At 70.2% G+C, this 24,722-nt stretch carries 16 protein-coding genes and 2 pseudogenes; 10 read left to right on the top strand and 8 right to left on the bottom strand.

Annotated elements, in window-relative coordinates; genetic code table 11:
- Positions 1–155: 155 nt before the first annotated feature.
- The 3 genes from OG858_RS12920 to OG858_RS12910 form a co-directional block, all read right to left on the bottom strand.
- Complete coding sequence (locus OG858_RS12920) at positions 156–596, bottom strand: VOC family protein (protein ID WP_086753036.1); 441 nt, start codon at positions 594–596, stop codon at positions 156–158.
- A 78-nt stretch (positions 597–674) separates the two neighbouring features.
- Positions 675–1,190 carry a pyridoxamine 5'-phosphate oxidase family protein gene (locus OG858_RS12915; protein WP_086753023.1) on the bottom strand — a complete coding sequence of 172 codons (516 nt, stop codon included), beginning with the start codon at positions 1,188–1,190 and terminating at the stop codon, positions 675–677.
- A 128-nt stretch (positions 1,191–1,318) separates the two neighbouring features.
- Entirely contained in the window at positions 1,319–1,672 is a 354-nt protein-coding gene (locus OG858_RS12910; protein ID WP_256960965.1) for a hypothetical protein, read from the bottom strand.
- A 309-nt stretch (positions 1,673–1,981) separates the two neighbouring features.
- Between OG858_RS12910 and OG858_RS12905 the strand changes: the two genes are divergently transcribed.
- The gene (locus tag OG858_RS12905; protein ID WP_319064604.1) at positions 1,982–4,993 is read left to right on the top strand and encodes a bifunctional [glutamine synthetase] adenylyltransferase/[glutamine synthetase]-adenylyl-L-tyrosine phosphorylase; all 3,012 of its coding nucleotides are present in this window, start codon (positions 1,982–1,984) and stop codon (positions 4,991–4,993) included.
- A 39-nt stretch (positions 4,994–5,032) separates the two neighbouring features.
- Here OG858_RS12905 and OG858_RS12900 read toward each other — a convergent pair.
- Positions 5,033–5,595 (bottom strand): annotated as a pseudogene (locus OG858_RS12900) (CGNR zinc finger domain-containing protein); the annotation flags it as partial.
- Here OG858_RS12900 and OG858_RS12895 point away from each other — a divergent pair.
- A pseudogene (locus tag OG858_RS12895) lies at positions 5,592–5,843 on the top strand (MBL fold metallo-hydrolase); the annotation flags it as partial. The pseudogenes OG858_RS12900 and OG858_RS12895 overlap by 4 nt on opposite strands.
- Here OG858_RS12895 and OG858_RS12890 read toward each other — a convergent pair.
- On the bottom strand, positions 5,809–6,792 hold the full coding sequence (locus OG858_RS12890) for a DMT family transporter (protein ID WP_327723904.1): 984 nt from the start codon (positions 6,790–6,792) through the stop codon (positions 5,809–5,811). The pseudogene OG858_RS12895 and the gene OG858_RS12890 sit on opposite strands and share 35 nt — an antisense overlap.
- 73 nt (positions 6,793–6,865) lie before the next feature.
- On the opposite strand from OG858_RS12890, the gene OG858_RS12885 reads away from it, so the two are divergent.
- Positions 6,866–7,798 carry a LysR family transcriptional regulator gene (locus OG858_RS12885; RefSeq protein ID WP_086750168.1) on the top strand — a complete coding sequence of 311 codons (933 nt, stop codon included), beginning with the start codon at positions 6,866–6,868 and terminating at the stop codon, positions 7,796–7,798.
- Here OG858_RS12885 and OG858_RS12880 read toward each other — a convergent pair.
- Entirely contained in the window at positions 7,788–8,651 is an 864-nt protein-coding gene (locus tag OG858_RS12880) for a phosphatase PAP2 family protein (protein ID WP_086750169.1), read from the bottom strand. The two genes, OG858_RS12885 and OG858_RS12880, sit on opposite strands and share 11 nt — an antisense overlap.
- 132 nt (positions 8,652–8,783) lie before the next feature.
- The gene (locus OG858_RS12875) at positions 8,784–9,818 is read right to left on the bottom strand and encodes a LacI family DNA-binding transcriptional regulator (protein WP_037693963.1); all 1,035 of its coding nucleotides are present in this window, start codon (positions 9,816–9,818) and stop codon (positions 8,784–8,786) included.
- A gap of 480 nt (positions 9,819–10,298) precedes the next feature.
- Here OG858_RS12875 and OG858_RS12870 point away from each other — a divergent pair, with 480 nt between their 5' ends.
- From OG858_RS12870 to OG858_RS12855, 4 genes are all read left to right on the top strand, one after another.
- A complete protein-coding gene (locus tag OG858_RS12870) occupies positions 10,299–11,570 on the top strand; it encodes an extracellular solute-binding protein (protein ID WP_328544899.1) in 1,272 nt (423 codons plus the stop codon).
- Between the two features lie 104 nt (positions 11,571–11,674).
- Positions 11,675–12,679 (top strand): carbohydrate ABC transporter permease, encoded by a 1,005-nt coding sequence (locus tag OG858_RS12865; protein ID WP_037693957.1) that lies wholly within the window; start codon positions 11,675–11,677, stop codon positions 12,677–12,679.
- Between the two features lie 13 nt (positions 12,680–12,692).
- Positions 12,693–13,604, top strand: a complete 912-nt coding sequence (locus OG858_RS12860) for a sugar ABC transporter permease (protein ID WP_086750171.1) — start codon at positions 12,693–12,695, stop codon at positions 13,602–13,604.
- A gap of 173 nt (positions 13,605–13,777) precedes the next feature.
- Positions 13,778–15,460 (top strand): glycoside hydrolase family 13 protein, encoded by a 1,683-nt coding sequence (locus OG858_RS12855; protein WP_179201200.1) that lies wholly within the window; start codon positions 13,778–13,780, stop codon positions 15,458–15,460.
- Between the two features lie 426 nt (positions 15,461–15,886).
- Here OG858_RS12855 and OG858_RS12850 read toward each other — a convergent pair whose 3' ends face one another.
- Positions 15,887–16,585 carry a helix-turn-helix transcriptional regulator gene (locus OG858_RS12850; protein WP_319064601.1) on the bottom strand — a complete coding sequence of 233 codons (699 nt, stop codon included), beginning with the start codon at positions 16,583–16,585 and terminating at the stop codon, positions 15,887–15,889.
- A gap of 74 nt (positions 16,586–16,659) precedes the next feature.
- On the opposite strand from OG858_RS12850, the gene OG858_RS12845 reads away from it, so the two are divergent.
- From OG858_RS12845 to pulA, 3 genes are all read left to right on the top strand, one after another.
- Positions 16,660–17,523, top strand: a complete 864-nt coding sequence (locus OG858_RS12845; protein WP_086749243.1) for an aldo/keto reductase — start codon at positions 16,660–16,662, stop codon at positions 17,521–17,523.
- Positions 17,524–17,750: 227 nt separating this feature from the next.
- Positions 17,751–19,133 (top strand): alpha-amylase, encoded by a 1,383-nt coding sequence (locus tag OG858_RS12840; protein ID WP_086749242.1) that lies wholly within the window; start codon positions 17,751–17,753, stop codon positions 19,131–19,133.
- A gap of 140 nt (positions 19,134–19,273) precedes the next feature.
- Positions 19,274–24,706, top strand: a complete 5,433-nt coding sequence (gene pulA / locus OG858_RS12835; RefSeq protein ID WP_328544900.1) for a pullulanase-type alpha-1,6-glucosidase — start codon at positions 19,274–19,276, stop codon at positions 24,704–24,706.
- The last annotated feature ends 16 nt before the right edge of the window (positions 24,707–24,722 follow it).

Below are 24,722 nucleotides of genomic sequence, written 5' to 3'. Positions count from 1 at the left end.
GCCGCATCGCGGGGGCCGCGAGCCAATATTCGCCGGTGGAGCCAGAACCGCAGGCGGACACGGTGCGCCGCAGACCGCCGCAGACCGCCGCGGACCGCCGCGGACCGCCGCCGGCCCCCGGCGGTCCGCCACGACGGGTGCGCCAGGCCGGCTGCCTACTGCTGCGCCAGGCCCGCCAGCACCTGGTGCAGCGGCTCCGTGACCCTGCGCCGGTACTCCTGGATCGCCCACCCGTTGCCGTCCGGGTCCTTGAAGTACATGAAGGTGGCGCCGTCGTCGGGGGCGTACTGGATGGGTTCGGACACGTCGAGGCCCCGTTCGAGGAGTTCGGCGTGGGCGGCCTTGATGTCGGCGACACAGAGCTGGAGGCCCTGATACGCGCCGGGGGCTGGCTTGGGGCCCTGGGCCATGTCCCAGATGGCGTCGCCGAGGGCGATGGAACAGCCGGAGCCCGGGGGAGTCAGCTGGACGATCCGCATGCCCGGCATGACCTCCTGGTCGATGTCGACATGGAAACCGACCTTGTCCCGGTAGAAGTCCCGGGCCCGGTCGATGTCGCTCACGGGCAGCGGAATCACTTCGAGCGTGTACTGCATCCTTTGGTCCTCCAAGTCGCCGTTGACGGGAGTGCCCGTGCACATCCTTCGTGCCGGTTCCTTGCGCGAGCCTTCACATCAGCCGAACCGCCACCGCGTCTGGCTGAACGGCTCCCCCTTACCGAAGCCGAAAACCGTGCCGGGCGCCACCGAGAAGACGAAAGCCCGTCCCGCGCCGTGCTGAAAACACCCCTCCCGCACCTCGAAGTGCCAGAAACTGCCGTACTTCGCCTCCCACGCGACGGCCAGCTCCCGCAGCCGGTCGTCCCGCGCCACGCGTACGGCCTCGCCCTCCACCACCAGGTCGTAGCCCTCGTCCCAGGTGTTCGTGCCGGTCGTCAGCACGACGTGCGGGTTCTGCGCGAGGTTCCTGGCCTTCCGCTCCTTGGGCCCCGTGCAGAAGTGCAACGCCCCCTGCGACCACACCGCGGGCAACGGAGTCACATGCGGCCGCCCGTCCGGCCGTACCGTCGAGATCCAGAACAACTCGGCGCCGGACAGCCGCGCCTCGGCCTGCGACCAGGGGATCGCGGCGGCGTCCGGGTCGCTGTAGCGGGGGTCGAGCCGGGTCTGCGGTGTGCTGGTGTCGGACATGGGGTGTCTCTTCCTGTCACCGGTACCTGTCGAGCCGGCACCGGTACCTGTCAAGGATGTCGAAGGGCAGACTCCACAGAGCGCCGAAACTCATCCCACCGTTCGTCGGCGTGCTCCGCACTTCGACGTCACGCGGGCTCCTCCACCCCGAGAAACCGAGCCAGCACAGCCACACCGGCAGGCATCGCGACGAGATAGCCGACCAGGAGACCGATGCCCGGGTCGGCCGCCGGGGGCAGGGCCCAGTTCGTCGCCGCGGCCCCGAGCAGGCTCAACGCCGCCAGCGCCAGCAGGGCGGCGACGACGGCGAGCCGACGTGGCGGGCGCCCCTCGCGGTACAGCTCGATCGCGGGCCTGGACGCGGCGATGGTCGCGGTGAACGCGGCGAGATGGAGGTTGGGCGGCGACCCGAACAGCCACCCCACCAGCGTGACGACTCCATAGGCGGCGAGACCGGCGAGTTCCAGCAGGGCAGTGGTCACCACCGCCTCCGACGACAGCACCGTCCCTCACGAACGACGCCGTATCGAGCCGTTCCCGCCGTCCTTCTCGTCATCCACCTCGGCAGAGTAGCCGTGGACATGGCGAAAGTGGCCCCGTCGGGACAGCGGCACCGGTGGGCAGCCCCGGCCGGGGCTGCGTGGAACTTCTCGTCGCCACCGAACCCGGAACCCCGCCGACCGGCGCTTCTCCCAGGCTCTCCGGTTAGGCTCAAGCCCGTACGACCTTGATCGATGGAGTCCGGCGATCGGGTGAGCGGACGAGCGGGCTTGATCCGACGGGAGGCCTGGATGACGGCGCCGGGGCGCAGGAGCACCACGTTCTCGCGACTGCTGCGGCACGGTTTCACCGATCCCAGCGCCGCCGAGCGGCTGCTGGAGAGCGGGGAGCTGTCGGCCGTACGGAACGACCCGGTGCTGCTGGACGCGCTGGGGGCGACCGCCGACCCCAACCTCGCACTGCTGGGTCTCGTACGACTGCTGGAGGCGCAGCCGGACCGTACGGCGCGGCGGTCGGTGCTGGACACGCTGATAGCGGCGAAGCCGCTGCGGGACCGTCTGTTGGGGGTGCTCGGCGCGTCCGCCGCGCTCGGCGACCATCTGGCCCGGCACGCGCAGGACTGGCAGGCGCTCGTGACGTACGAGGCGCAGGACCTGCATCCGGGCGTCGAGGAGTTCGAACAGGGGCTCGCGGAGGCCACCGACCCGGTCTCGCTGCGGGTCGCCTACCGCCGCTGTCTGCTCTCCATCGCCGCCCGTGACGTCTGCGGTACGACGGACCTCGCCCAGACCGCCGCCGAACTCGCCGACCTCGCCACCGCCACGCTGCGCGCCGCCCTCGCGATCGCCCGCGCCGCTGCGCCGGAGGACGCGGCGCTGTGCCGGCTCGCGGTGATCGCGATGGGCAAGTGCGGCGGCCACGAGCTGAACTACGTCTCCGACGTCGACGTCATCTTCGTCGGGGAGACCGCGGACGGGGCCGACGAGCAGAAGGCGATCCGGGCGGCCACCCGGCTCGCCTCGCACATGATGCGGATCTGCTCCGAGACGACCGTCGAGGGCAGCATCTGGCCCGTCGACGCGAATCTGCGGCCGGAGGGGCGCAACGGACCGCTCGTGCGCACGCTGAGCAGTCATCTCGCGTACTACCAACGGTGGGCCAAGACCTGGGAGTTCCAGGCGCTGCTGAAGGCCCGGCCGGTGGCGGGGGACCTCGGCCTCGGCGAGGAGTACGTCTCCGCGCTCGAACCGCTGGTCTGGAAGGCGGCCGAGCGGGAGAACTTCGTCGCCGACGTGCAGCGCATGCGCCGCCGGGTCGTCGAGACCATCCCGGCCGCCGAGATCGACCGTCAACTCAAGCTCGGACCGGGCGGGTTGAGGGACGTCGAGTTCGCCGTGCAGTTGCTTCAGCTCGTGCACGGGCGCGGCGACACCTCGCTGCGCAGCGGGACCACGCTCGACGCGCTCGGCGCGCTGGCCGCCGGCGGGTACGTGGGGCGGTCGGACGCGGCCCAACTCGACGCCGCGTACCGCTTCCTGCGGTCCATGGAACACCGCATCCAGCTCTACCGCCTGCGCCGCACCCACCTCGTCCCCGAGGACGACGACGACCTGCGGCGCCTCGGCCGCTCGCTCGGCCTGCGCACCGATCCGGTCGCCGAGCTGAACCGCGAGTGGCGGCGCCATGCGGCCGTCGTACGCCGACTGCACGAGAAGCTCTTCTACCGTCCGCTCCTCGACGCCGTCGCCCAACTAGCCCCCGGCGAGACCCGGCTGAGCGCCGACGCGGCCCGCGAACGCCTCGTCGCCCTCGGCTACGCCGACCCGGCCGCCGCCCTCCGTCACCTGGAGGCACTGGCCTCCGGCGTCTCCCGCAAGGCGGCCATCCAACGCACGCTGCTGCCGGTCCTGTTGGGCTGGTTCGCGGACTCGGCCGACCCGGACGCCGGGCTCCTCAACTTCCGCAAGGTCTCGGACGCCCTCGGCAGAACCCCGTGGTATCTGAGGCTGTTGCGCGACGAGGGGGCGGCCGCGGAGAACCTGGCGCGCGTGCTCTCCGCCGGCCGTCTCGCCCCCGACCTCCTCATGCGCGCCCCCGAGGCCGTCTCCCTCCTCGGTGACGGGGACGGTGTCGCGGGTGGCGCCGGCGGGCTCGAACCCCGCGTACGCGCCCACCTGGAACAGGAGATCCTCGCCGCCGTCGGCCGCGCCGACGGCGCCCAACAGGGCGTCACGGCGGCGCGCGGCGTCCGCCGCCGCGAGCTGTTCCGTACGGCCGCCATGGACATCGTGGGTTCCTACGGCACCGAGGCGTCCCCGGCAACCGCCGACCAGGGCGCCCTTGTCGACCTCGTCGGTGGCGCGGTCTCCGACCTCACGGCCGCGACCCTCGCCGGCACCCTGCGGGCCGTGGTCCGCGACCGCTGGGGCGACACCCTCCCCACCCGCTTCGCCGTCATCGGCATGGGCCGCTTCGGAGGCCACGAACTGGGCTACGGCTCCGACGCCGACGTACTGTTCGTCCACGAGCCGAGGGAGGGCACCGACGAGCAGGAGGCGGCCCGCGCCGCGAACGCGGTCGTCGCCGAGATGCGGCGCCTGCTGCAGATCCCGAGCGCCGACCCGCCCCTCCTCATCGACGCGGACCTCCGCCCCGAGGGCAAGTCCGGCCCCGTCGTGCGGACGTTGAAGTCGTACGAGGCCTACTACCGCCGCTGGTCGCTGGGCTGGGAGTCGCAGGCGCTGCTGCGCGCCGAACCCGTCGCCGGTGACGAGGAACTGGGCCGCCGCTTCATCGACCTCATCGATCCGCTGCGCTATCCGGCGGACGGACTCGGCGACGACGCCGTACGCGAGATCCGGCGCCTGAAGGCCCGTATGGAGTCGGAGCGGATGCCGCGCGGCGCCGACCCGACGCTCCACACCAAGCTCGGCCGCGGCGGCCTGTCCGACGTGGAATGGACCGTCCAGCTCTTCCAGCTCCGGCACGGGCACAGCGAGTCGGGCCTGCGCACGACCCGCACCCGCGAGGCCCTGGCCGCGGCCCGCGCGGCCGACCTGGTGAGCGCCGAGGACGCGGCCGTACTCGACGAGGCCTGGGTGCTGGCCACCCGCGTACGCAACGCCGTGATGCTCGTACGGGGCCGGGCCGGCGACACGTTCCCGTCCGACGGCCGGGAACTCGCCGCCGTGGGGCGGTACTTGGGGTACGGCCCGGGACATGTGGGCGACATGCTCGACGACTACCGCCGGATCACACGGCGTGCTCGGGGTGTGGTGGAGGAGTTGTTCTACGGGGGGTGAGACCCCCGGCCACGCCCCCCGGGTCTCCGTCGCGCCCGGTCACCCCTGCTCCTGCCCGGTCCGCCGCGCATACGCGCGTGCCGCCCGTGCCCGGTCGCCGCAGCGGGTCGAGCACCAGTGGCGGCGGCCGTGGCGCAGGAGGTGGCGGTTGCAGGGGCTGGAGCCGCAGGCGGTGAGCCGGCCGGCGTCGGGGCCGGTCAGCAGGTCGGCGGCGTTCGCGGCGAGGACCGCGAGGGTGTGGTCGACGAGTTGCGTGGTGGGGTGGGAGGCCGCCCGGTACATCCCGCGCCCCGGCTCCCAGCGCAGGAGTGCGGCCGCGGGGGCCCGGGGCAGCGCGTCGTTCACGGCGGCCAGGGCGCTCGGCGGCGCGGGCCGACCGTCCCCCCGGGCCGCCAGTAACGCCCGGATCTGTTCGCGCAGTGACCGCAACCGCGCTGCGCACATCTCCCGCGTCCCGGCGTCCACGGGGGCGAGGTCGTGTGCGGTGAGCCACCGGTCGGCTGTCACCGGCGTCCCGAGAAGGTCAAGGAAGTGGCCTCGGGCAGGGCGAGCGCACTGTTGGCGAAGTCGAGCGCGGGGTACTGCTCCGCCCCGCCGCCTGGTCAAGGAGATCGCCGAGCGGTTCGGCCCGGTGGTCACGGCGGTCCTCTTCGCGGGCGCGCCCCGCGGCCACATCTTCGACGACGCGCTGCTCGTCCTCGACAGCGCCCAGGCCGCCGAAACCGCCGCCGGCCTCGGCGCGCGCCGTGCCGTCCCCGTCCACCTCGACAGCTGGGGCCACTTCACCGAGGGCCGCGACGAACTGGACGCCGCCTTCACCGCCGCGGGCCTGGCCGACCGCCTGCGGTAGCAGTAGCTGCGGCGGCAGTGGCGGCAGCCGGACCCGCGGTCGCAGCCGGACCCGCAGTCGCTTCAACCCCCGCCCCCGCCGGCCCCTTGCGCGGCCGCGTCAGCGCCACCCCCGCCAGAACCACCACCATCCCCGCGATCACCCGCGGCCCCACCCTCTCGTCGAGGAACAGCGCGCCCAACGCGATCGACACCACCGGGAGCAGATAGCCGACCGTCGCCGCGTTCGTCGCCCCCTCGTCCGCGATCAGGCGGTAGTGGAGGTAGAAGGTGATCCCTGTTCCGAAGATCCCCAGGACGGTCACCGCGGCCAGGGCGGTCAGGTCCACCCCGGCCGCGACGGAGCTCCCGGCGGGCAGCGCCAGCCCTGCCCACCCCGTCGCCGTGAGGAGTTGCGCGGCGGACACCGCCAGCGGGGCGTCGCGGCTCATCAGATGGCGGCCCATGTACGCGAAGGCCACCGCATAGCTGACGGCCGCCCCGAGCAGGGCGAGCGCACCCCCGGTCATCAGCCCCGCCCGCTGCCAGGGCGCGAAGATCAGCAGGACTCCGGCGAACCCGAGCAGCAGGCCGGTGAGGCGGGCGGGGGAGAGGGGGCGGTCGGTGCCGAGGAGGAGACCGAGGAGCAGGGCCCACAGGGGTGTCGTCGCGTTGAGGACGCCCGCCGTGCCCGAGTCGACGGTCTGCTCGCCGATGCCGAACAGGGCGAAGGGCAGGGCGTTGCAGAAGAAGGCAGCCACCAGCAGATGGCCCCAGGTCCGCCGGTCGCGCGGCAGGCGCTGACGGGCGGCGAGGGCCATGGCCAGCAGGACCCCCGCGCCCAGCGCGCAGCGTGTGACGGTGATCTGCAGCGGGGACAGGCCGTGGTTGAGGGCGAGCTTGATCCAGAGGAAGCCGGAGCCCCAGAGCAGGGCGAGCAGGGCCATGCGGAGCGTGGACGCGAGAGGCATGTGCTCCACGGTCGGGCACCAGGACACATAAGGACAAGCGAAGAATCATACACATACCTTTAAGCTGGTCTACATGCTTGATGTGCGTCGGATGCAGGTGCTCAGGACCGTGGTGACCAGCGGCTCGGTGACGGCGGCCGCGACCACGCTCGGCTACACGCCCTCCGCGATCAGCCAGCAGGTCGCGGCCCTGGAGAAGGAGGCCGGGATCGCGCTGCTGGAGCGGGTCGGGCGCGGGGTGCGGCCCACGGCGGCCGGGCTGCTGCTCACGGAGTACGCCGGCACGATCGGCCGGCAGGTCGCGGAGGCGGAGACCGCGCTGGCCGATCTGCGGGAGGGGCGCACGGGACGGCTCGCCGTGCGGTACTTCGCCACGGTGGGTGCCTCCCTGGTGGCCCCCGCCGTCGCCCGGCTGCGCGCCGAGCACCCCGGCGTCCAGGTCGAGCTGAAGCTCATCGACCCCGACGACCCGCTCCCGGCCGTCAAGGAGGGCCGGGCCGACCTCGCGATCGTCGTACTGCCGCGCGGGGCCGACCCCGAGGGCATACGTCTGCTGCACCTGCTCGACGACACCTACTTCGCCGTCCTGCCCGCCGCGCACCCCCTCGCCGACCGGCCCGCCCTCGCACTGTCCGACCTCGCCGACGAGCCGTGGGTCGGCAGCGAGTCGCCGGGACCCTGCCTGGACGCCGAGCTGGACGCGTGCGCCGCGGCCGGATTCAGGCCCCGGTTCGTCGTCGAGAGCGAGGACTACACGACCGCGCAGGGCTTCGTCGCCGCCGGACTGGGCGTCGGCCTCATCCCCCGGCTCGGCCTGGGCAGCCCGCACCCGGATGTCGTCGTACGCCGCCTCGTCGGCCCGGAACCCCGGCGCTCCATCCACGTGGCCGTACGCGAGACGGCTCCGGCGCAGCCCGCCCTGACAACCTTCGTACGGGCGCTGCGGGACGCCGCCCACGCCTCGGGCCCGCGACAGGCGGAACCCGGCCGTGCGGCTACGCCCTGACCGGCGCCAACTCCGTCTCCCCGGCACGTCCCGCCACCTGGCGGGGCAGCGCGTACGGCAGCGCCCCGTACCAGACCCGGGCCACGCCGAAGCCGAACGCGAGGCACAGCATGCCGCCCACCGCGTCCAGCCAGAAGTGGTTGGCGGTGGCGACGATCACGACGAGCGTCAGCGTGGGGTAGAGCAGGCCCAGCACCCGCACCCACGGCACCGAGGCCAGCGCGAAGATCGTCAACCCGCACCACAGCGACCAGCCGATGTGCATGGACGGCATCGCGGCGTACTGGTTCGACATGTTCTTCAGGTCGCCGGAGGCCATCGAGCCCCAGGTCTGGTGCACGACCACCGTGTCGATGAAGTTCTCGTTGGGCATCAGACGGGGCGGGGCCAGCGGATAGAAGTAGTAGCCGACCAGGGCCACCGCGGTGGTGGCGAAGAGCACCAGACGCGTCGCCGCGTAACGACCCGGATGACTACGGTAGAGCCACACGAGAACACCGAGCGTGACGACGAAGTGCAGAGTCGCGTAGTAGTAGTTCATGCCGACGATCAGCCACGTCACCGAGTTCACGGAGTGATTGACCGTCTCCTCGACCGCGATCCCGAGGTGGTGCTCCACCTTCCAGATCCAGTCGGCGTTGGCGAGCGCCTGCGTCTTCTGCTCGGGCACCGCGTTGCGGATCAGGGAGTACGTCCAGTAACTCACCGCGATCAGCAGGATCTCGAACCAGATACGAGGGCGACGCGGAACTCTCAGCCGGTGCAGGAACCCCTGCCCCGGCGCGCCCGTGACGGACCGCGGAGCGGCCTGCTCCCGGCCTTCCTCCAGTGTCGTCACGGTCGAGTCACCCATGGGCACAGAGTCTGCCAGAAAAGCGGTACCCCACCGATCATCCTCTGGTCGGGTTCATCACGCACCTCTGTCGGGGTACGGCGGACAGACATCTCCTACGCACGTATTGCATCGCTCCCCGCCTTCTCCGTCTTAGGTACGACTCCGGTCCCCAGGAGCCGAAGCGGTGGAACCCCGCACCACCAGTTCCGGCATGAACACGAACTCACTGTGGGGTGCCGGAGTCCCGCCGATCTCCTCCAGCAGCGTCCGCACCGCGGCCTGCCCCATCGCCGGGACCGGCTTGCGGATCGTCGTCAGAGGGGGATCGGTGAACGCGATCAGCGGGGAGTCGTCGAAACCGACGACCGAGACGTCCTGCGGCACCTGGAGGCCCCGCTGCCTGGCCGCCCGGATCGCGCCCAGCGCCATCATGTCGCTCGCGCACACCACCGCCGTGCAGTCCCGGTCGATGAGCGCCAGGGCCGCCGCCTGGCCGCCCTCCAGGGTGTACAGGGAGTGCTGGACGAACTCGGACTCGACGGTCGCGGCCGCCAGACCCAACTGGTCCTGCATCGTACGGACGAAACCCTCGATCTTGCGCTGGACCGGGACGAAGCGCTTGGGGCCCAGGGCCAGACCTATCCGTGTGTGCCCGAGGGACACCAGATGCGTCACCGCGAGGGACATCGCCGCCCGGTCGTCCGGCGAGATGAAGGGCGCCTGCACCTTCGGCGAGAAACCGTCCACCAGGACGAACGGCACGCCCTGGGCGCGCAGTTGTTCGTAGCGCTGCATGTCGGCCGAGGTGTCGGCGTGCAGACCGGAGACGAAGATGATGCCGGCGACGCCGCGGTCGACGAGCATCTCGGTCAGCTCGTCCTCCGTCGAACCGCCGGGGGTCTGGGTGGCGAGGACCGGGGTGTAGCCCTGCCGGGTCAGCGCCTGGCCGATGACCTGGGCCAGGGCCGGGAATATGGGGTTCTCCAGCTCCGGGGTTATCAGGCCCACCAGGCCCGCGCTGCGCTGACGCAGCCGTACGGGCCGCTCGTAGCCCAGCACGTCGAGGGCGGCCAGAACGGACTGGCGAGTGGTGGCGGCGACGCCCGGCTTCCCGTTCAGGACGCGGCTGACAGTCGCCTCGCTGACCCCCGCCTGGGCTGCGATGTCGGCAAGCCGTGTGGTCACAGCACTGGACTGTACCGGCCGGGCCTGCGCTTGCCCACCGGCCCGGCGCCGGGTGCGGGCGGGGGTGCGGCCCGCTGCGGGCTGCTGCGTCATCGCGGTCCCTCGTGATTCTGGTCGGTGTCCGTGGGGGCGCCCGTGCGCGGACAGGGGGTGACTTCCGCAAGGCGCTGACGGAGTGATGATTGCCGTACGCGCGCGTCGTGGCAAGGGCTTGCAGAGTCTTTCATGGTCGCCACCATGCTCGCTGAGCGGCCTGGATACTGGGTTTCGGGGTGGTCGAGGGCAGGTCACGGCGGCGTAACCATCACCGGTTCTTGCATTTTTTTGCAGCAAGGTCTTTCGTCCGGCTTACATCGCTGTTACGTTCGGCCACGCCCGGCGGCGGCAACGACGCCCCCGGCAGCGGGAGCGGCGGACGGGGCCCTCCCAGGGGCCCTGGCCGGCCCCAAGCACACGGGCTTTCACCCTCAAGGAGATCTCATGCGGCGTGGCATAGCGGCCACCGCGCTGGTGGCGTCGATCGCCCTCACGGCGACGGCCTGCGGCGGAAGCGACAGCGGCGACTCGGCCGACGGTCCGGTCACCATCACCTGGTGGGACACGTCCAACGCCACCAATGAGGCACCGACGTACAAGGCCTTGGTCGAGGAGTTCGAGGCCGCCAACAAGGACATCAAGGTCAAGTACGTCAACGTGCCCTTCGACCAGGCGCAGAACAAGTTCGACACCGCCGCCGGAGCCACGGGCGCCCCGGACATCCTGCGCTCCGAGGTCGGCTGGACGCCCGCCTTCGCCAAGAAGGGCTTCTTCCTGCCGCTGGACGGCACGGACGCCCTCAAGGACCAGGACAAGTTCCAGCCCAGCCTGATCAAGCAGGCCCAGTACGACGGCAAGACCTACGGCGTCCCGTTCGTCACCGACACCCTCGCGCTGGTCTACAACAGGGCCCTCTTCGAGAAGGCCGGCATCACCGAGGCCCCCAAGACCTGGGACGACCTGAAGAAGGCCGCCGCCACCGTCAAGGACAAGACGGGCGTCGACGGCTACTGGGGCTCCACCCAGGCCTACTACGCCCAGTCCTTCCTCTACGGCGACGGCACCGACACCGTCGACGTCGCCGCCAAGAAGATCACGGTCAACTCCGCCGAGGCCAAGAAGGCGTACGGCACCTGGCTGGACCTCTTCGACGGCAAGGGCCTGCACAAGGCGGACACCACCGCCGACGCCTACGCCCACATCCAGGACGCCTTCGTCAACGGCAAGGTCGCCTCGATCATCCAGGGTCCGTGGGAGATCACGAACTTCTACAAGGGCGAGGCCTTCAAGGACAAGGCCAACCTCGGCATCGCCACCGTCCCGGCCGGCACCTCCGGCAAGGCGGGCGCCCCGACCGGCGGTCACAACCTGTCGGTCTACGCCGGCTCGGACAAGGCGAAGCAGGAGGCGTCGCTGAAGTTCATCAACTTCATGACCTCGGCGAAGTCCCAGGAGACCATCGCCCTGAAGAACTCCACGCTGCCCACGCGTGACGACGCCTACACCACCGAGGTCAAGGCCGACCCGGGCATCGCCGGCTACCAGACCGTCCTCGCCGCGGCCCAGCCGCGCCCGGAGCTGCCCGAGTACAGCTCCCTGTGGGGCCCGCTCGACACCGAGCTGCTCGCGATCGCCGGCGGCAAGGAGTCCCTCGACAAGGGCCTGGGCAACGCGGAGACCGCGATCGCCAAGCTGGTCCCGGACTTCAGCAAGTGACCCCGCGTGGCCGCCGCGTCCTCCCCCGCTTCCGCCGGGGACGGATGCGGCGGTCACCGGCCTGTCCCCAGCCCAGCCCCTGATCTTCCAGAAGGTGTCGAACGATGACAGTCGCCATCGACCGAGCGACCGGCAAGCGCCGAGGTGAACCGGGCGGGCGCCCGGGCCGGCTGACCCGCCTGAGGCAGTCGTACCAGCGGTACTGGTACGCGTACGCGATGATCGCCCCGGTGGTCGTCGTGCTCGGCGTCCTGGTGCTGTATCCGCTGGCGCGCGGCTTCTACCTCACGCTCACCAACGCCAACAGCCTGAACTCGGCGCGCACGATCGGCGTCAACCACATCGAGGCCACCTACGAGTTCATCGGCTTCGACAACTACGCCGACATCTTGTGGGGCCCGACCTCGTACGACCGCTTCTGGTCGCACTTCGTCTGGACGATCGCCTGGACGGCCCTCTGCGTCGCCCTGCACTACGTCATCGGCCTCGGCCTCGCGCTGTTGCTCAACCAGAAGCTGCGCGGCCGCACCTTCTACCGGCTGATCCTGGTCCTGCCGTGGGCCGTGCCCACCTTCGTCACCGTCTTCGGCTGGCGGTTCATGCTCGCCGACGGCGGTGTCATCAACGCCGCCCTCGAAGCGCTGCACCTGCCGGCCCCGCTGTGGCTGGAGGACACCTTCTGGCAGCGGTTCGCCGCGATCATGGTCAACACGTGGTGCGGTGTGCCGTTCATGATGGTCTCGCTGCTCGGCGGACTGCAGTCCATCGACACGTCCCTGTACGAGGCCGCCGAGATGGACGGCGCGAGCGCCTGGCAGCGCTTCCGCTACGTCACCCTGCCGGGCCTGAGGTCCGTCAGCTCCACCGTCGTACTCCTCGGCGTCATCTGGACGTTCAACCAGTTCGCCGTCATCTTCCTGTTGTTCGGCGACACCGCGCCCGAGGCGCAGATCCTCGTGACCTGGGCGTACTACCTCGGGTTCGGGCAGCAGCCGCGTGACTTCGCGCAGTCGGCGGCCTACGGCATCCTGCTGCTGGCCATCCTGATCGTCTTCACCTCCGTCTACCGCCGCTGGCTGAACCGCGATGAGCAGCAGCTCGCGATCTGAGGCAGGAGCCCCCATGAGCACCACGACCCTCAAGACCACGGCTGGGGAAGACCGGCCGGCCACGCGGACCGCCGCGCCCCGCAACACGCGCCGACGCGGCGAGAACAGCCTCGCCGGCTCCCTCGCCTCCCACGCGATCCTCGTCGTGGCGAGCCTGGCCGCGCTGTTCCCGATCGCCTGGCTGCTGTTCCTGTCCCTCGGCCCGGACAAGGACGATTACCTGCATCCAGGGCGCATCTTCGGCAAGATGACATTTGCCAACTACTCGTACGTGCTCCAGGAGACACCGTTCTTCGACTGGCTGGTCAGCACCCTCGTCGTCTCGCTCGGCACCACCGTCATCGGGGTGCTGATCGCGGCGACCACCGGCTACGCGGTCTCCCGCATGCGTTTTCCGGGCTACCGGAAGTTCATGTGGGTGCTCCTGGTCACGCAGATGTTCCCGGTGGCCGTACTGATGGTGCCGATGTACGAGATCCTGTCGGAACTGAAACTCATCGACAGCTACCTCGGACTCGTCCTCGTCTACTGCTCGACGGCCGTGCCGTACTGCGCCTGGCTGCTCAAGGGCTACTTCGACACGATCCCCTTCGAGATCGACGAGGCGGGACGCGTCGACGGGCTGAGCCCCTTCGGCACGTTCGCACGGCTGATCCTGCCGCTCGCCAAGCCGGGCCTCGCGGTCGCCGCGTTCTACAGCTTCATCACCGCGTTCGGGGAGGTCGCCTTCGCCTCGACGTTCATGCTGTCCGACACGAAGTACACCTTCGCCGTCGGCCTGCAGAGCTTCGTCAGCGAACACGACGCCCAGCGCAACCTGATGGCCGCCACCGCGGTACTGGTCGCGATCCCCGTCTCCGCGTTCTTCTACCTCGTGCAGAAGAACCTGGTGACCGGGCTGACGGCCGGCGGCACGAAGGGCTGAGGCCCTTCGTCGGAACAGACTCCCGTACGCCTCGTCGTACGGGACCACTTGGCGGCCGCGGTGACCATCCGACCCCGCTGTCACCGCGGCCGCCTCGTCAACCGACCGATACACCGACCGACACACCGACGCCTCGACACATGTCCCGAACTCCTTTACGTACCAAGGACGTCATGAGCCAGCACTCCTCTGCCGACCCGGCCGACAACTCCGCGCTCGCCACCGTCGCCTCCCGCCGCGACTGGTGGCGCGACGCGGTGATCTACCAGGTCTATCCGCGCAGCTTCGCCGACAGCAACGGCGACGGCATGGGCGACCTGGAGGGCGTACGTTCCCGACTTCCGTACCTGCGCGACCTCGGCATCGACGCCGTATGGCTCAGCCCCTTCTACGCCTCGCCCCAGGCCGACGCCGGATACGACGTCGCCGACTACCGCGCGGTGGACCCGATGTTCGGGTCGTTGCTGGACGCGGACGCCCTGATCCGCGACGCCCACGACCTGGGCCTGCGCATCATCGTCGACCTGGTCCCGAACCACTCCTCCGACCAGCACGAGTGGTTCAGGCGGGCGGTGGCGGAGGGCCCGGGCTCCCCGCTGCGCGACCGCTACCACTTCCGCGAGGGCAAGGGCGCGTCCGGTGAACTCCCGCCGAACGACTGGGAGTCCATCTTCGGCGGCCCGGCCTGGACACGGGTGACGGAGCCGGACGGCACCCCGGGCGCCTGGTACCTGCACCTGTTCGCCCCGGAACAGCCCGACTTCAACTGGGACCACCCGGCGGTCGGCGACGAGTTCCGCTCCGTGCTGCGCTTCTGGCTCGACATGGGCGTGGACGGCTTCCGTATCGACGTGGCCCACGGCCTGGTCAAGGCGGACGGCCTCCCGGACCTCGGCGCCCACGACCAGCTGAAACTGCTGGGCAACGATGTCATGCCGTTCTTCGACCAGGACGGCGTCCACGCGATCTACCGCGAGTGGCGCCTGGTCCTTGACGAGTACGCGGGGGAGCGCATCTTCGTGGCGGAGGCGTGGACCCCGACGGTCGAACGCACCGCGAACTACGTCCGCCCGGACGAGCTGCACCAGGCCTTCAACTTCCAGTACCTGGGCACGGACTGGGACGCGGCCGAGCTGAAGGTCGTCATCGACCGCACCCTGGACGCGATGCGCCCGGTGAACGCGCCCGCCACCTGGGTCCTGTCGAACCACGACGTGACCCGCCACGCGACCCGCTTCGCGAACGAACCGGGCCTGGGCACGCAGATCCGCCTGGCGGGCGACCGCGAACTGGGCCTGCGTCGCGCCCGGGCCGCCTCCCTCCTGATGCTGGCGCTCCCGGGCTCGGCCTACGTCTACCAGGGCGAGGAACTGGGCCTCCCCGACGTCGTCGACCTCCCGGACGAGGTCCGCCAGGACCCGGCGTACTTCCGGGGCGCCGGCCAGGACGGCTTCCGGGACGGCTGCCGCGTCCCGATCCCGTGGACCCGGTCCGGCCCGTCGTACGGCTTCGGCGGGGGCGGCTCCTGGCTGCCGCAGCCTTCCGGGTGGGGCGACCTGAGCATCGAGGCCCAGACGGGCGCGGCGGACTCGACCCTGGAGCTGTACCGCACCGCCCTGTCCGTCCGCCGCGCGGAGCCGGGCCTCGGCGCGGGCGACTCGGTCGAGTGGCTGAAGGCGCCCGCCGGTGTCCTGGCCTTCCGCCGGGGCGACTTCGTGTGCGTCGCGAACACGACGGGCGAGGCGGTCACGATCCCGGCGTACGGCCGCGTCCTGGTCGCCAGCGGCGAGGTGACCGTGGGCGAGGACGAGGCGAAACTGCCGGGGGACACGACGCTCTGGTGGACGACCGTCTGATCGGGCTTCGGACTTCGGGGCTCGCCACCCAGGCTCGGGTGGCGAGCCGTTCCGTCCCAGGAGTCGACCACGCCGAACCACCCGTATCCACCGGCAGCGACGGCGGCAGATGAACGCTCGCGGGTTCGAGCGTCACGGCGGATGGGAGATCGGCAGAGGCAGCGGGCCGTGGCCACGGCAAGCCCTGTCGGCCGCGCTCCAGCTGCCCTTCGTCGAGTTCGACAAGATTGCCGGTGGCGATGGACGGTGTCGGGCGCACCACCCGTTGCGGAACGGGCGTGCCGGTCCGGGTGAGGCTGTCCGCCCGTTACCCGGCCTTCATCCGCCGGCTCTCACAGCGGCTGGATTTGGCCTGGAGGCCGGCGGCGGAGAGGGCCTGACGGCACAGCGCCCCGTTGACGAACCGTACGGTGCACCACCGCAGGCTCACCCACGACCACAGAACGGCGGCGCGGCCGTGGACGGCCCGTTCCAGCCGCTCAGCCCCAGCTCACCCGCCCGCACCCCCGCCTGGAACCGCGACCCCGCGTCCAACGTGTCGAGCAGTTCGGCGACCCGGCGGCGGTAGGTCCGCAGGGACATGCCGAGTTGGCGGGCGGCGGTCTCGTCGGTGGCGCCCGAGCCCAGTGCGCGCAGGACCTTCCGGCTCTCGGCGTCGAGTCGGGGCCGCTCGTCGCGGAGGAAGGCCCTGAGGTCGGTGGCGGTCTCCCAGGCGGCTTCGAACAGGGCGTACACCCCGGCGACCAGGGTGGGAGCAGTGGTGAGGGTGTACTCGCGGCCGCCGGGGGAGTGCGCGCCGGCCAGGATCGCGAAGCGGTGGTCGATGATGATCGTCTCGTGGGGGAGGGCGGTGGCGGCGATCCGCACCAGGGCGCCCCGGTCGGCGAGTTCGCTCAGGTGCTCACGGCTGTGTTCGTCGGCCAGCGAGGCCGTGCTGAGCAGCTTGCGGATCCGGTGAGAGCCGCTGCCTCGTAACCGGGCACGGGCGGTCCGGCGGGCTTCGGGGCGGGGCCAGGTGTCGAGGTCGCGGGCGGCACAGACGAACTCCTCCTGGACGGAGGAGAACAGATGCCCGGTACGGGTGAGCAGCTCCAGGTCACCGCGGATGGTCACGATCTCTGCCACCCCGCCATTGTGCCCGATGGCAGTAACCTGCCAGCGGTTCGCGACCCGAACAACCCCTCGCCCAGGCTGAGTTCATGAACGATGACAACTCCTTCCGCCTCGGTGGCGACCTGCCGCTCAACCGCCTCGGCTTCGGGGCCATGCGCCTGCCCACGAACACCTTCCACGGTCCGGCCCGCGATCCCGAGACCGGCCGCGCCGTCCTGCGCCGTGCCGTCGAACTGGGCGTCGACCACATCGACACAGCCGCCTTCTACGTCAGCGGCGACGGCACCGTCAGTGCCAACGCCCTGATCCGCGAGGCCCTCCATCCCTACCCGGCCGGCCTGGTCATCGCCACGAAGGTCGGCCCGCTGCGCACCCCCGACGGCGGCCTGGCCGCCACCACCGACCCCGCGGACCTGCGACCGCTGGTGGAGGAGAACCTCACGACCCTCGGCGTGGACCGCCTGGATCTGGTCTACCTGCGCATCGGGGGCGCAGGGCTGCCACCCCACGGTGAGTCCGTCGCAAAACGCTTCGAGGTCCTGGCCGCCATGCGTGAGGAGGGCCTGATCCGCCACCTGGGCCTGAGCAACGTGGGCGTCGATCACCTCGCCGAGGCCCGCGCGATCGCCCCCGTTGCAGCCGTCCAGAACCACTTCCACGCCGACAGGCGTGACGACACCGCTGTCCTGTCCGTCTGCGAGGAGGCCGGCATCGCCTACGTCCCGTTCTTCCCCCTCGGCGGCGGCCTCACCGACCTCACCGGCGACCGCATCACCAAGGTCGCGCGGCGACACGGCGCCTCGGTCCCGCAGATCGCCCTGGCCTGGCTGCTCGCCGCCTCTCCCGTCACCCTGGCCATCCCCGGCACCGGCTCACTCGAGCACCTGGAGGAGAACACCGCCGCCGGGTCGATCACCCTCACCCGAGAGGACCTCGCGGACCTCTCCTGACGTCCCGCCGCCCCAACAGCCCGCCCTGTGAAGAGATTTCGGGGGCGTCAAGAAGGTGTGTCCGGAGGGTTGACCGTGCGACAAGCGGACTCGTACCTTCCTGTCGGTTGAAAGTTTTCAGCCATCTTGCAGCAAGAAACGGCAACGGATCTTGCGTGGATCGCGTCGGGTTCCCCAGGCCCTTCGGCTGATCCTTCGGACCCCTTCAACGGAGAAGGACCCCACACATGACCAGCAGAACCCTCTCCGGTGCGCTCGCTCTCGCGGCGGGTGCGTCGATCGCGCTGGCGGTGCCCGCGGGCAGCGCGTACGCGTCGCCGCCCGGAACCAAGGACGTGACCGCCGTCCTGTTCGAGTGGAGCTTCGCCTCCGTCGCCAAGGAGTGCACCAACACCCTCGGACCGAACGGGTACGGATACGTCCAGGTCTCGCCGCCCGCCGAGCACATACAGGGCTCGCAGTGGTGGACGTCGTACCAGCCCGTCAGCTACAAGATCGCCGGGCGGCTCGGGGATGCCACCGCCTTCCGGAACATGGTCGACACCTGCCACGCGGCCGGCGTCAAGGTCGTCGTCGACACCGTCGTCAACCACATGTCCGCGGGGAGCGGCACCGGCACCGGTGGTTCGTCGTACACGAAGTACAACTACCCCGGTCTCTACTCCTCCTTCGACTTCGACGACTGCACCGCCACCATCAGCGACTACACCAACCGCGCCAACGTCCAGAACTGCGAGCTCGTCACCCTCGCCGACCTGGACACCGGTGAGGAGTACGTCCGGTCGGCCGTCGCCGGGTACATGAACAGCCTGCTCGGGTACGGCGTCGACGGGTTCCGGATCGACGCCGCCAAGCACATTCCCGCCGCCGACCTCGCCAACATCAGGTCGCGACTGAGCAACACGTCCGTGTACTGGAAACAGGAGGCCATCTACGGCTCCGGGGAGGCTGTCCAGCCGAGCGAGTACACGGGTAACGGGGACGTGCAGGAGTTCCGGTACGCCTTCGACCTCAAGCGGGTCTTCAACAACGAGAACCTCGCCTACCTGAAGAACTACGGTGAGGGCTGGGGCTACATGAGCAGCTCCGTCGCCGGGGTCTTCGTCGACAACCACGACACCGAGCGCAACGGTTCCACGCTCAGCTACAAGGACAATGCCACCTACACGATGGCCAATGTCTTCATGCTGGCCTACCCCTACGGCGCGCCCGACATCAACTCCGGCTACGAGTTCTCCTCCACCGACGCAGGCCCGCCCAACGGCGGCACGGTCAACGCCTGTTGGCAGGACGGGTGGAAGTGCCAGCACGCCTGGCCGGAGATCATGCGCATGGTGCCCTTCCGCAACGCCACCCGCGGTGAGGCCGTCACCAACTGGTGGGACAACGGGGGCGACGCGATCGCCTTCGGCCGGGGCACCAAGGGCTTCGTCGCCATCAACCACGAGTCGGGCAGCCTCAGCCGTACGTACCAGACCTCCCTCGCGGCCGGCACCTACTGCAACGTGCAGAACAACACGACGGTGACCGTCAACGGCTCGGGCCGGTTCACCGCCACCCTCGGCGCCAACACGGCCCTCGCGATCTACACCGGCAAGTCCACCTGCTGAGGGATTCCACCCGCTGACCGCGACAAGCACCCCTGGAAGTTCTTTCCGTTACTTTCAAGCCTCTTGCTGAAAAGCTTTCGGCGGCGATACGGTCGCGCGGGGTCGGACCCATCAGAGCCGTCATCGCAAGGAGTCCATCTGTGATACCGAGATGGCCGACGCCGTCGAGGCGCCGTACCACCCACGCCGGACGGGCCGCAGTGGTCGGCGCGGTCACCGTGACCGCGCTGACCGCAGCGCTCGTCCAGCCCCTCGCGGCCGGGGCCGCGACCCCGCCCGCACCGCCGTCCGACGCGAAGCTGGCGAAGAGCGCCGCCCGTCACGACCTCACCCGCGAGCAGTTCTACTTCGTCCTGCCGGACCGTTTCGCCAATGGTGACAAGGCGAACGACAAGGGCGGCCTCACCGGCTCGCGCCTCGTCACCGGCCATGACCCCACCGACAAGGGCTTCTATCAGGGTGGCGACCTCAAGGGCCTGACCGAGCGGCTCGACTACATCAAGGGCCTGGGCACGACCTCCATCTGGATGGCGCCCATCTTCAAGAACCAGCCCGTCCAGGGCACCGGCGAGAACGCCTCCGCCGGCTACCACGGGTACTGGATCACCGACTTCACCCAGGTCGACCCGCACTTCGGCACCAACAAGGACCTGGAGACCCTGATCTCCAAGGCCCACGCCAAGGGTATGAAGGTCTTCTTCGACGTCATCACCAACCACACCGCCGATGTCGTCGACTACGAGCAGAAGTCGTACGACTACCTCTCCAAGGGTGCCTTCCCCTATCTGACGAAGGACGGCGAGCCCTTCGACGACGCCCACCACGCGGACGGGAGCGAACGGTTCCCGAAGGTCGACCGGGATTCGTTCCCCCGCACCCCCGTCGTCCCCACCGCCAAGAAGAACGCCAAGGTCCCCTCCTGGCTGAACGACCCGACGATGTACCACAACCGGGGCGACTCCACCTGGGCCGGAGAGTCCGCCACCTACGGCGACTTCGTCGGGCTGGACGACCTGTGGACCGAGCGTCCCGAGGTCGTCAGCGGGATGGAGAAGATCTACGAGAAGTGGGTGCGGGACTTCGACATCGACGGCTTCCGGATCGACACCGTGAAGCACGTCAACACGGAGTTCTGGACCCAGTGGGCCACCGCGCTCGACGCGTACGCCGCGAGGAAGGGCCGCGACGACTTCTTCATGTTCGGCGAGGTCTACTCCGCCGACACGTCGGTGACCTCCCCGTACGTCACGCAGGGCCGCCTCGACTCCACGCTCGACTTCCCCTTCCAGGACGCGGCACGGGCGTACGCCTCCCAGGGCGGCAGCGCCCAGAAGCTCGCCTCGGTGTTCGGGGACGACTACAAGTACACGACCGACAAGGCCAACGCGTACGAGCAGGTCACCTTCCTCGGCAACCATGACATGGGCAGGATCGGGACCTTCGTCGAGCAGGACAACCCGAAGGCCGACGACGCCGAACTGCTCGCCAAGGACAGGCTCGCCAACGAGCTGATGTTCCTCAGCCGGGGCAACCCGGTCGTCTACTACGGCGACGAGCAGGGCTTCACCGGCCCGGGCGGTGACAAGGACTCCCGACAGACCATGTTCGCCTCCGAGGTCGCCGACTACCTGGACGACGACCAACTCGGCACGGACCGCACCCACGCCTCGGACGCGTACGACACGAGTGCACCGCTCTACCAGCGGATCAGTGCTCTCGCCAAGCTCCGCAAGGCCAACCCGGCCCTCGCCGACGGCGTCCAGACCGAGCGCTACGCGGCCGACGGCGCGGGCGTCTACGCCTTCTCCCGCACGGACACCGAGACCGGTACCGAGTACGTCGTCGCCTTCAACAACGCGGGCGAAGCCAGGACGGCGGACTTCCCGACCGGCTCGGCCCGCATGGCCTTCAAGGGCATCTACGGGACCGACGCCAAGGTGACGAGCGACGCCGACCGCAAGGTCACCGTCACCGTCCCGGCCGGGTCCGCGATCGTCCTCAAGGCCGCCGGCCCGCTCGCGAAGCCCGCCACCGAGCCGTCCCTCACCCTCAAGGCCCCGGCCGGCGGTGCCACCGGCACGGTGGACATCGGCGCCGACGTCGACGGGGGACAGCTCAACCGCGTCGTCTTCGCCGCGCAGGTCGGCAACGGCAAGTGGCAGACGCTGGGCTCCGCCGACCACGCCCCGTACCGGGTCACCCAGACCATCGGCGAGGACGTTGCCGCCGGAACCGCCCTGCGGTACAAGGCAGTTGTGATCGACCGAGCCGGACGTACGGCGAGTGCCACCGCGACCTCCACCACGGGCACCCCGCCCGCCCCCGAGACCCCCACGGCCTCCTCACGCGACTACGCGATCGTCCACTACAAGCGCGCCGACGGCGACTACACCGACTGGCGGCTCTATGCCTGGGGCGACATCGCCGACGGCGAGGGGACGACCTGGCCGGACGGGCACGACTTCGTCGGGCGGGACGCGTACGGCGCCTTCGCCTACGTCAAGCTCAAGCCCGGCGCCTCGAACGTCAGTTACCTCGTCATCGACAAGGACGGCAACAAGGACGTCCCCGCCGACCGTTCGATCGACGTCACGAAGACGGGCGAGATCTGGGTCGAGCAGGGCACGGAGGCCGTCCTGACGGAGAAGCCGGCCGCCGACTACCCCGAGCAGGACAAGACCAAGGCCGTCCTGCACTACCACCGCGCCGACGGGAACCACGACGGCTGGGGCCTGCACGTCTGGTCCGGCGCGGCGAACCCCACGGACTGGTCCAAGCCCCTGGAACCGGTGCGGACCGACGCCTACGGCGCTGTCTTCGAGGTGCCCCTCACCGACGGGGCCACCAGCCTCAGTTACATCATCCACAAGGGCGACGAGAAGGACCTCTCCACCGACCAGGCGCTCGACCTCAAGGCCGACGGCCACGAGGTGTGGCTGCTCAACGGCCAGGAGAAGTACCTGCTCCCGCAGCCCGCGGGCAGCGCGGCCGCCCTCGACCTGACCACCTCCAAGGCGGTCTGGATCGACCGGAACACCGTCGCGTGGAACGGTGACGACACCGCCGCGTCCACCCAGTTGCTCTCCTCCCGCACCGGCTCCATCGCCGCGAAGGACGGCGCGCTGACCGGCACCGACGAGCGGTGGCTCCGCCTCACGAAGTCGGCCCTCACCGACGCCCAGAAGGCGAGGTTCCCGCACCTGAAGTCGTACACGGCCTGGACCGTCGACCCGCGCGACCGCGACCGGGTCCGTGCGGCCCTGCGCGGCCAGCTCGTCGCCTCCCAGCGGGCCGCCAACGGGGCCGTGCTCGCGGCGACGGGCGTGCAGATCGCCGGTGTGCTCGACGACCTGTACGGCAGGAGCGCGGCAAACGCCGACCTCGGCCCGACCTTCGCCAAGGGCCGTCCGACGCTCGCCGTCTGGGCGCCCACCGCGCAGAAGGTCTCCCTCGACCTGGACGGCAGGACGCTCCCCATGAAGCGGGACGACGCCACCGGAGTCTGGTCCGTCACCGGACCGAAGTCCTGGAAGAACAAGCCCTACCGGTACGTCGTGAAGGTGTGGGCGCCCAGCGTCCGCGAGGTCGTCACCAACAAGGTCACCGACCCGTACTCCGTCGCCCTGACCGCCGACTCCGAGCGCAGCCTCGTCGTCGACCTGGCGGACAGGTCCCTGGCGCCGAGCGGCTGGTCGTCGTACACCAAGCCCAAGGCCGTACCGCTGAAGGACGCGCAGATCCAGGAGTTGCACGTCCGGGACTTCTCCATCGACGACAGGACCGTGCCCGCGAAGGACAAGGGCACCTACCTCGCCTTCACCGACCGGGGGAGCGACGGCTCGAAGCATCTGCGGAAGCTGGCGAAGGCGGGCACCTCGTACGTGCACCTCCTCCCCGTCGCCGACATCGCCACCATCCCCGAGAGGAAGGCGGACCAGGCGAGTGTCGACTGCGACCTCGGCTCGTACGCCGCCGACTCCGACAAGCAGCAGGAGTGCGTCGCGAAGGCCGCGGCCAAGGACGGGTTCAACTGGGGCTACGACCCCTACCACTACACGGTCCCCGAGGGCTCGTACGCGACCGACCCGGACGGCACCCGGCGCACGGTCGAGTTCCGGAAGATGGTGAAGGCGCTCAACGGCGACGGCCTCGGGGTCGTGCTGGACGTGGTCTACAACCACACCCCGGCCAGCGGCCAGGCCGACAGGAGCGTCCTCGACAAGGTGGTCCCCGGCTACTACCACCGGCTCCTCGCCGACGGTTCCGTCGCCACCTCCACCTGCTGCGCCAACACCGCGCCCGAGAACACCATGATGGGCAAGCTCGTAGTCGACTCGATGGTGACCTGGGCCAGGGAGTACAAGGTCGACGGGTTCCGCTTCGACCTCATGGGGCACCACCCGAAGGCCAACATCCTCGCGGTGCGCAAGGCCCTCGACGCGCTGACCCTCAAGAAGGACGGCGTCGACGGGAAGAAGATCATCCTGTACGGGGAGGGCTGGAACTTCGGCGAGGTCGCCGACGACGCGCGCTTCACCCAGGCCACGCAGAAGAACATGGCCGGGACGGGCGTCGCGACCTTCTCCGACCGGGCCCGTGACGCGGTGCGCGGCGGCGGACCCTTCGACGAGGACCCGGGTGTCCAGGGCTTCGCCTCCGGTCTCTACACCGAGCCCAACTCCGCGGACGACAACGGCACTCCGGCCGAGCAGAAGGCACGGCTGCTGCACTACCAGGACCTCATCAAGGTCGGGCTGAGCGGCAACCTCGCGAACTACCGGTTCACCGACACCGACGGCAAGGAGGTCAAGGGCTCCGAGGTCGACTACAACGGGGCCGCCGCCGGATATGCGGACGCCCCCGGCGACGCCCTCGCCTACGTCGATGCGCACGACAACGAGTCCCTGTTCGACGCACTGGCCTTCAAGCTGCCGAAGTCGACGAGCGCGGCCGACCGGGCCCGTATGCAGGTCCTCGCCATGGCGACCGCCGCCCTCTCGCAGGGCCCGGCGCTCTCCCAGGCCGGCACCGACCTGCTGCGGTCCAAGTCCCTCGACCGGAACTCCTACGACAGCGGCGACTGGTTCAACGCGATCCACTGGGACTGCCGGGACGGCAACGGCTTCGGGCGCGGACTGCCCCTCGCGGCCGACAACCAGTCCAAGTGGCCCTACGCCAAGCCCCTGTTGACCTCCGTCGGGGTCGGCTGCGAACAGATCGAGGGGGCCTCGGCCGCCTACCGGGACCTGCTGAGAATCCGTACGACGGAGGGCGTGTTCTCCCTCGACACGACCGGGCAGGTGCAGTCGAAGCTGTCCTTCCCGCTGTCGGGGAAGGACGAGACCCCGGGCGTGATCACCATGGAACTCGGCGACCTCGTCGTCGTCTTCAACGCCACCCCCGAGAAGCGGAAGCAGACCGTGGACGACCTGGCCGGGACGGCATACGTCCTGCACCCGGTGCAGGCGGCGGGTGCGGACTCTACCGTCCGGACCTCGTCGTACGAAGCGGAATCGGGGACGTTCGTCGTTCCGGGGCGGACCGTGGCGGTATTCGCACGATCCGACCGGTAGAGCGCTAGTTTGGGTG

This window comes from Streptomyces europaeiscabiei, from assembly GCF_036346855.1.
Classification (GTDB): domain Bacteria; phylum Actinomycetota; class Actinomycetes; order Streptomycetales; family Streptomycetaceae; genus Streptomyces; species Streptomyces europaeiscabiei.
The sequence above is the reverse complement of the archived record's forward strand: the minus strand, read 5'-3'. Positions and strand labels throughout refer to the sequence as shown.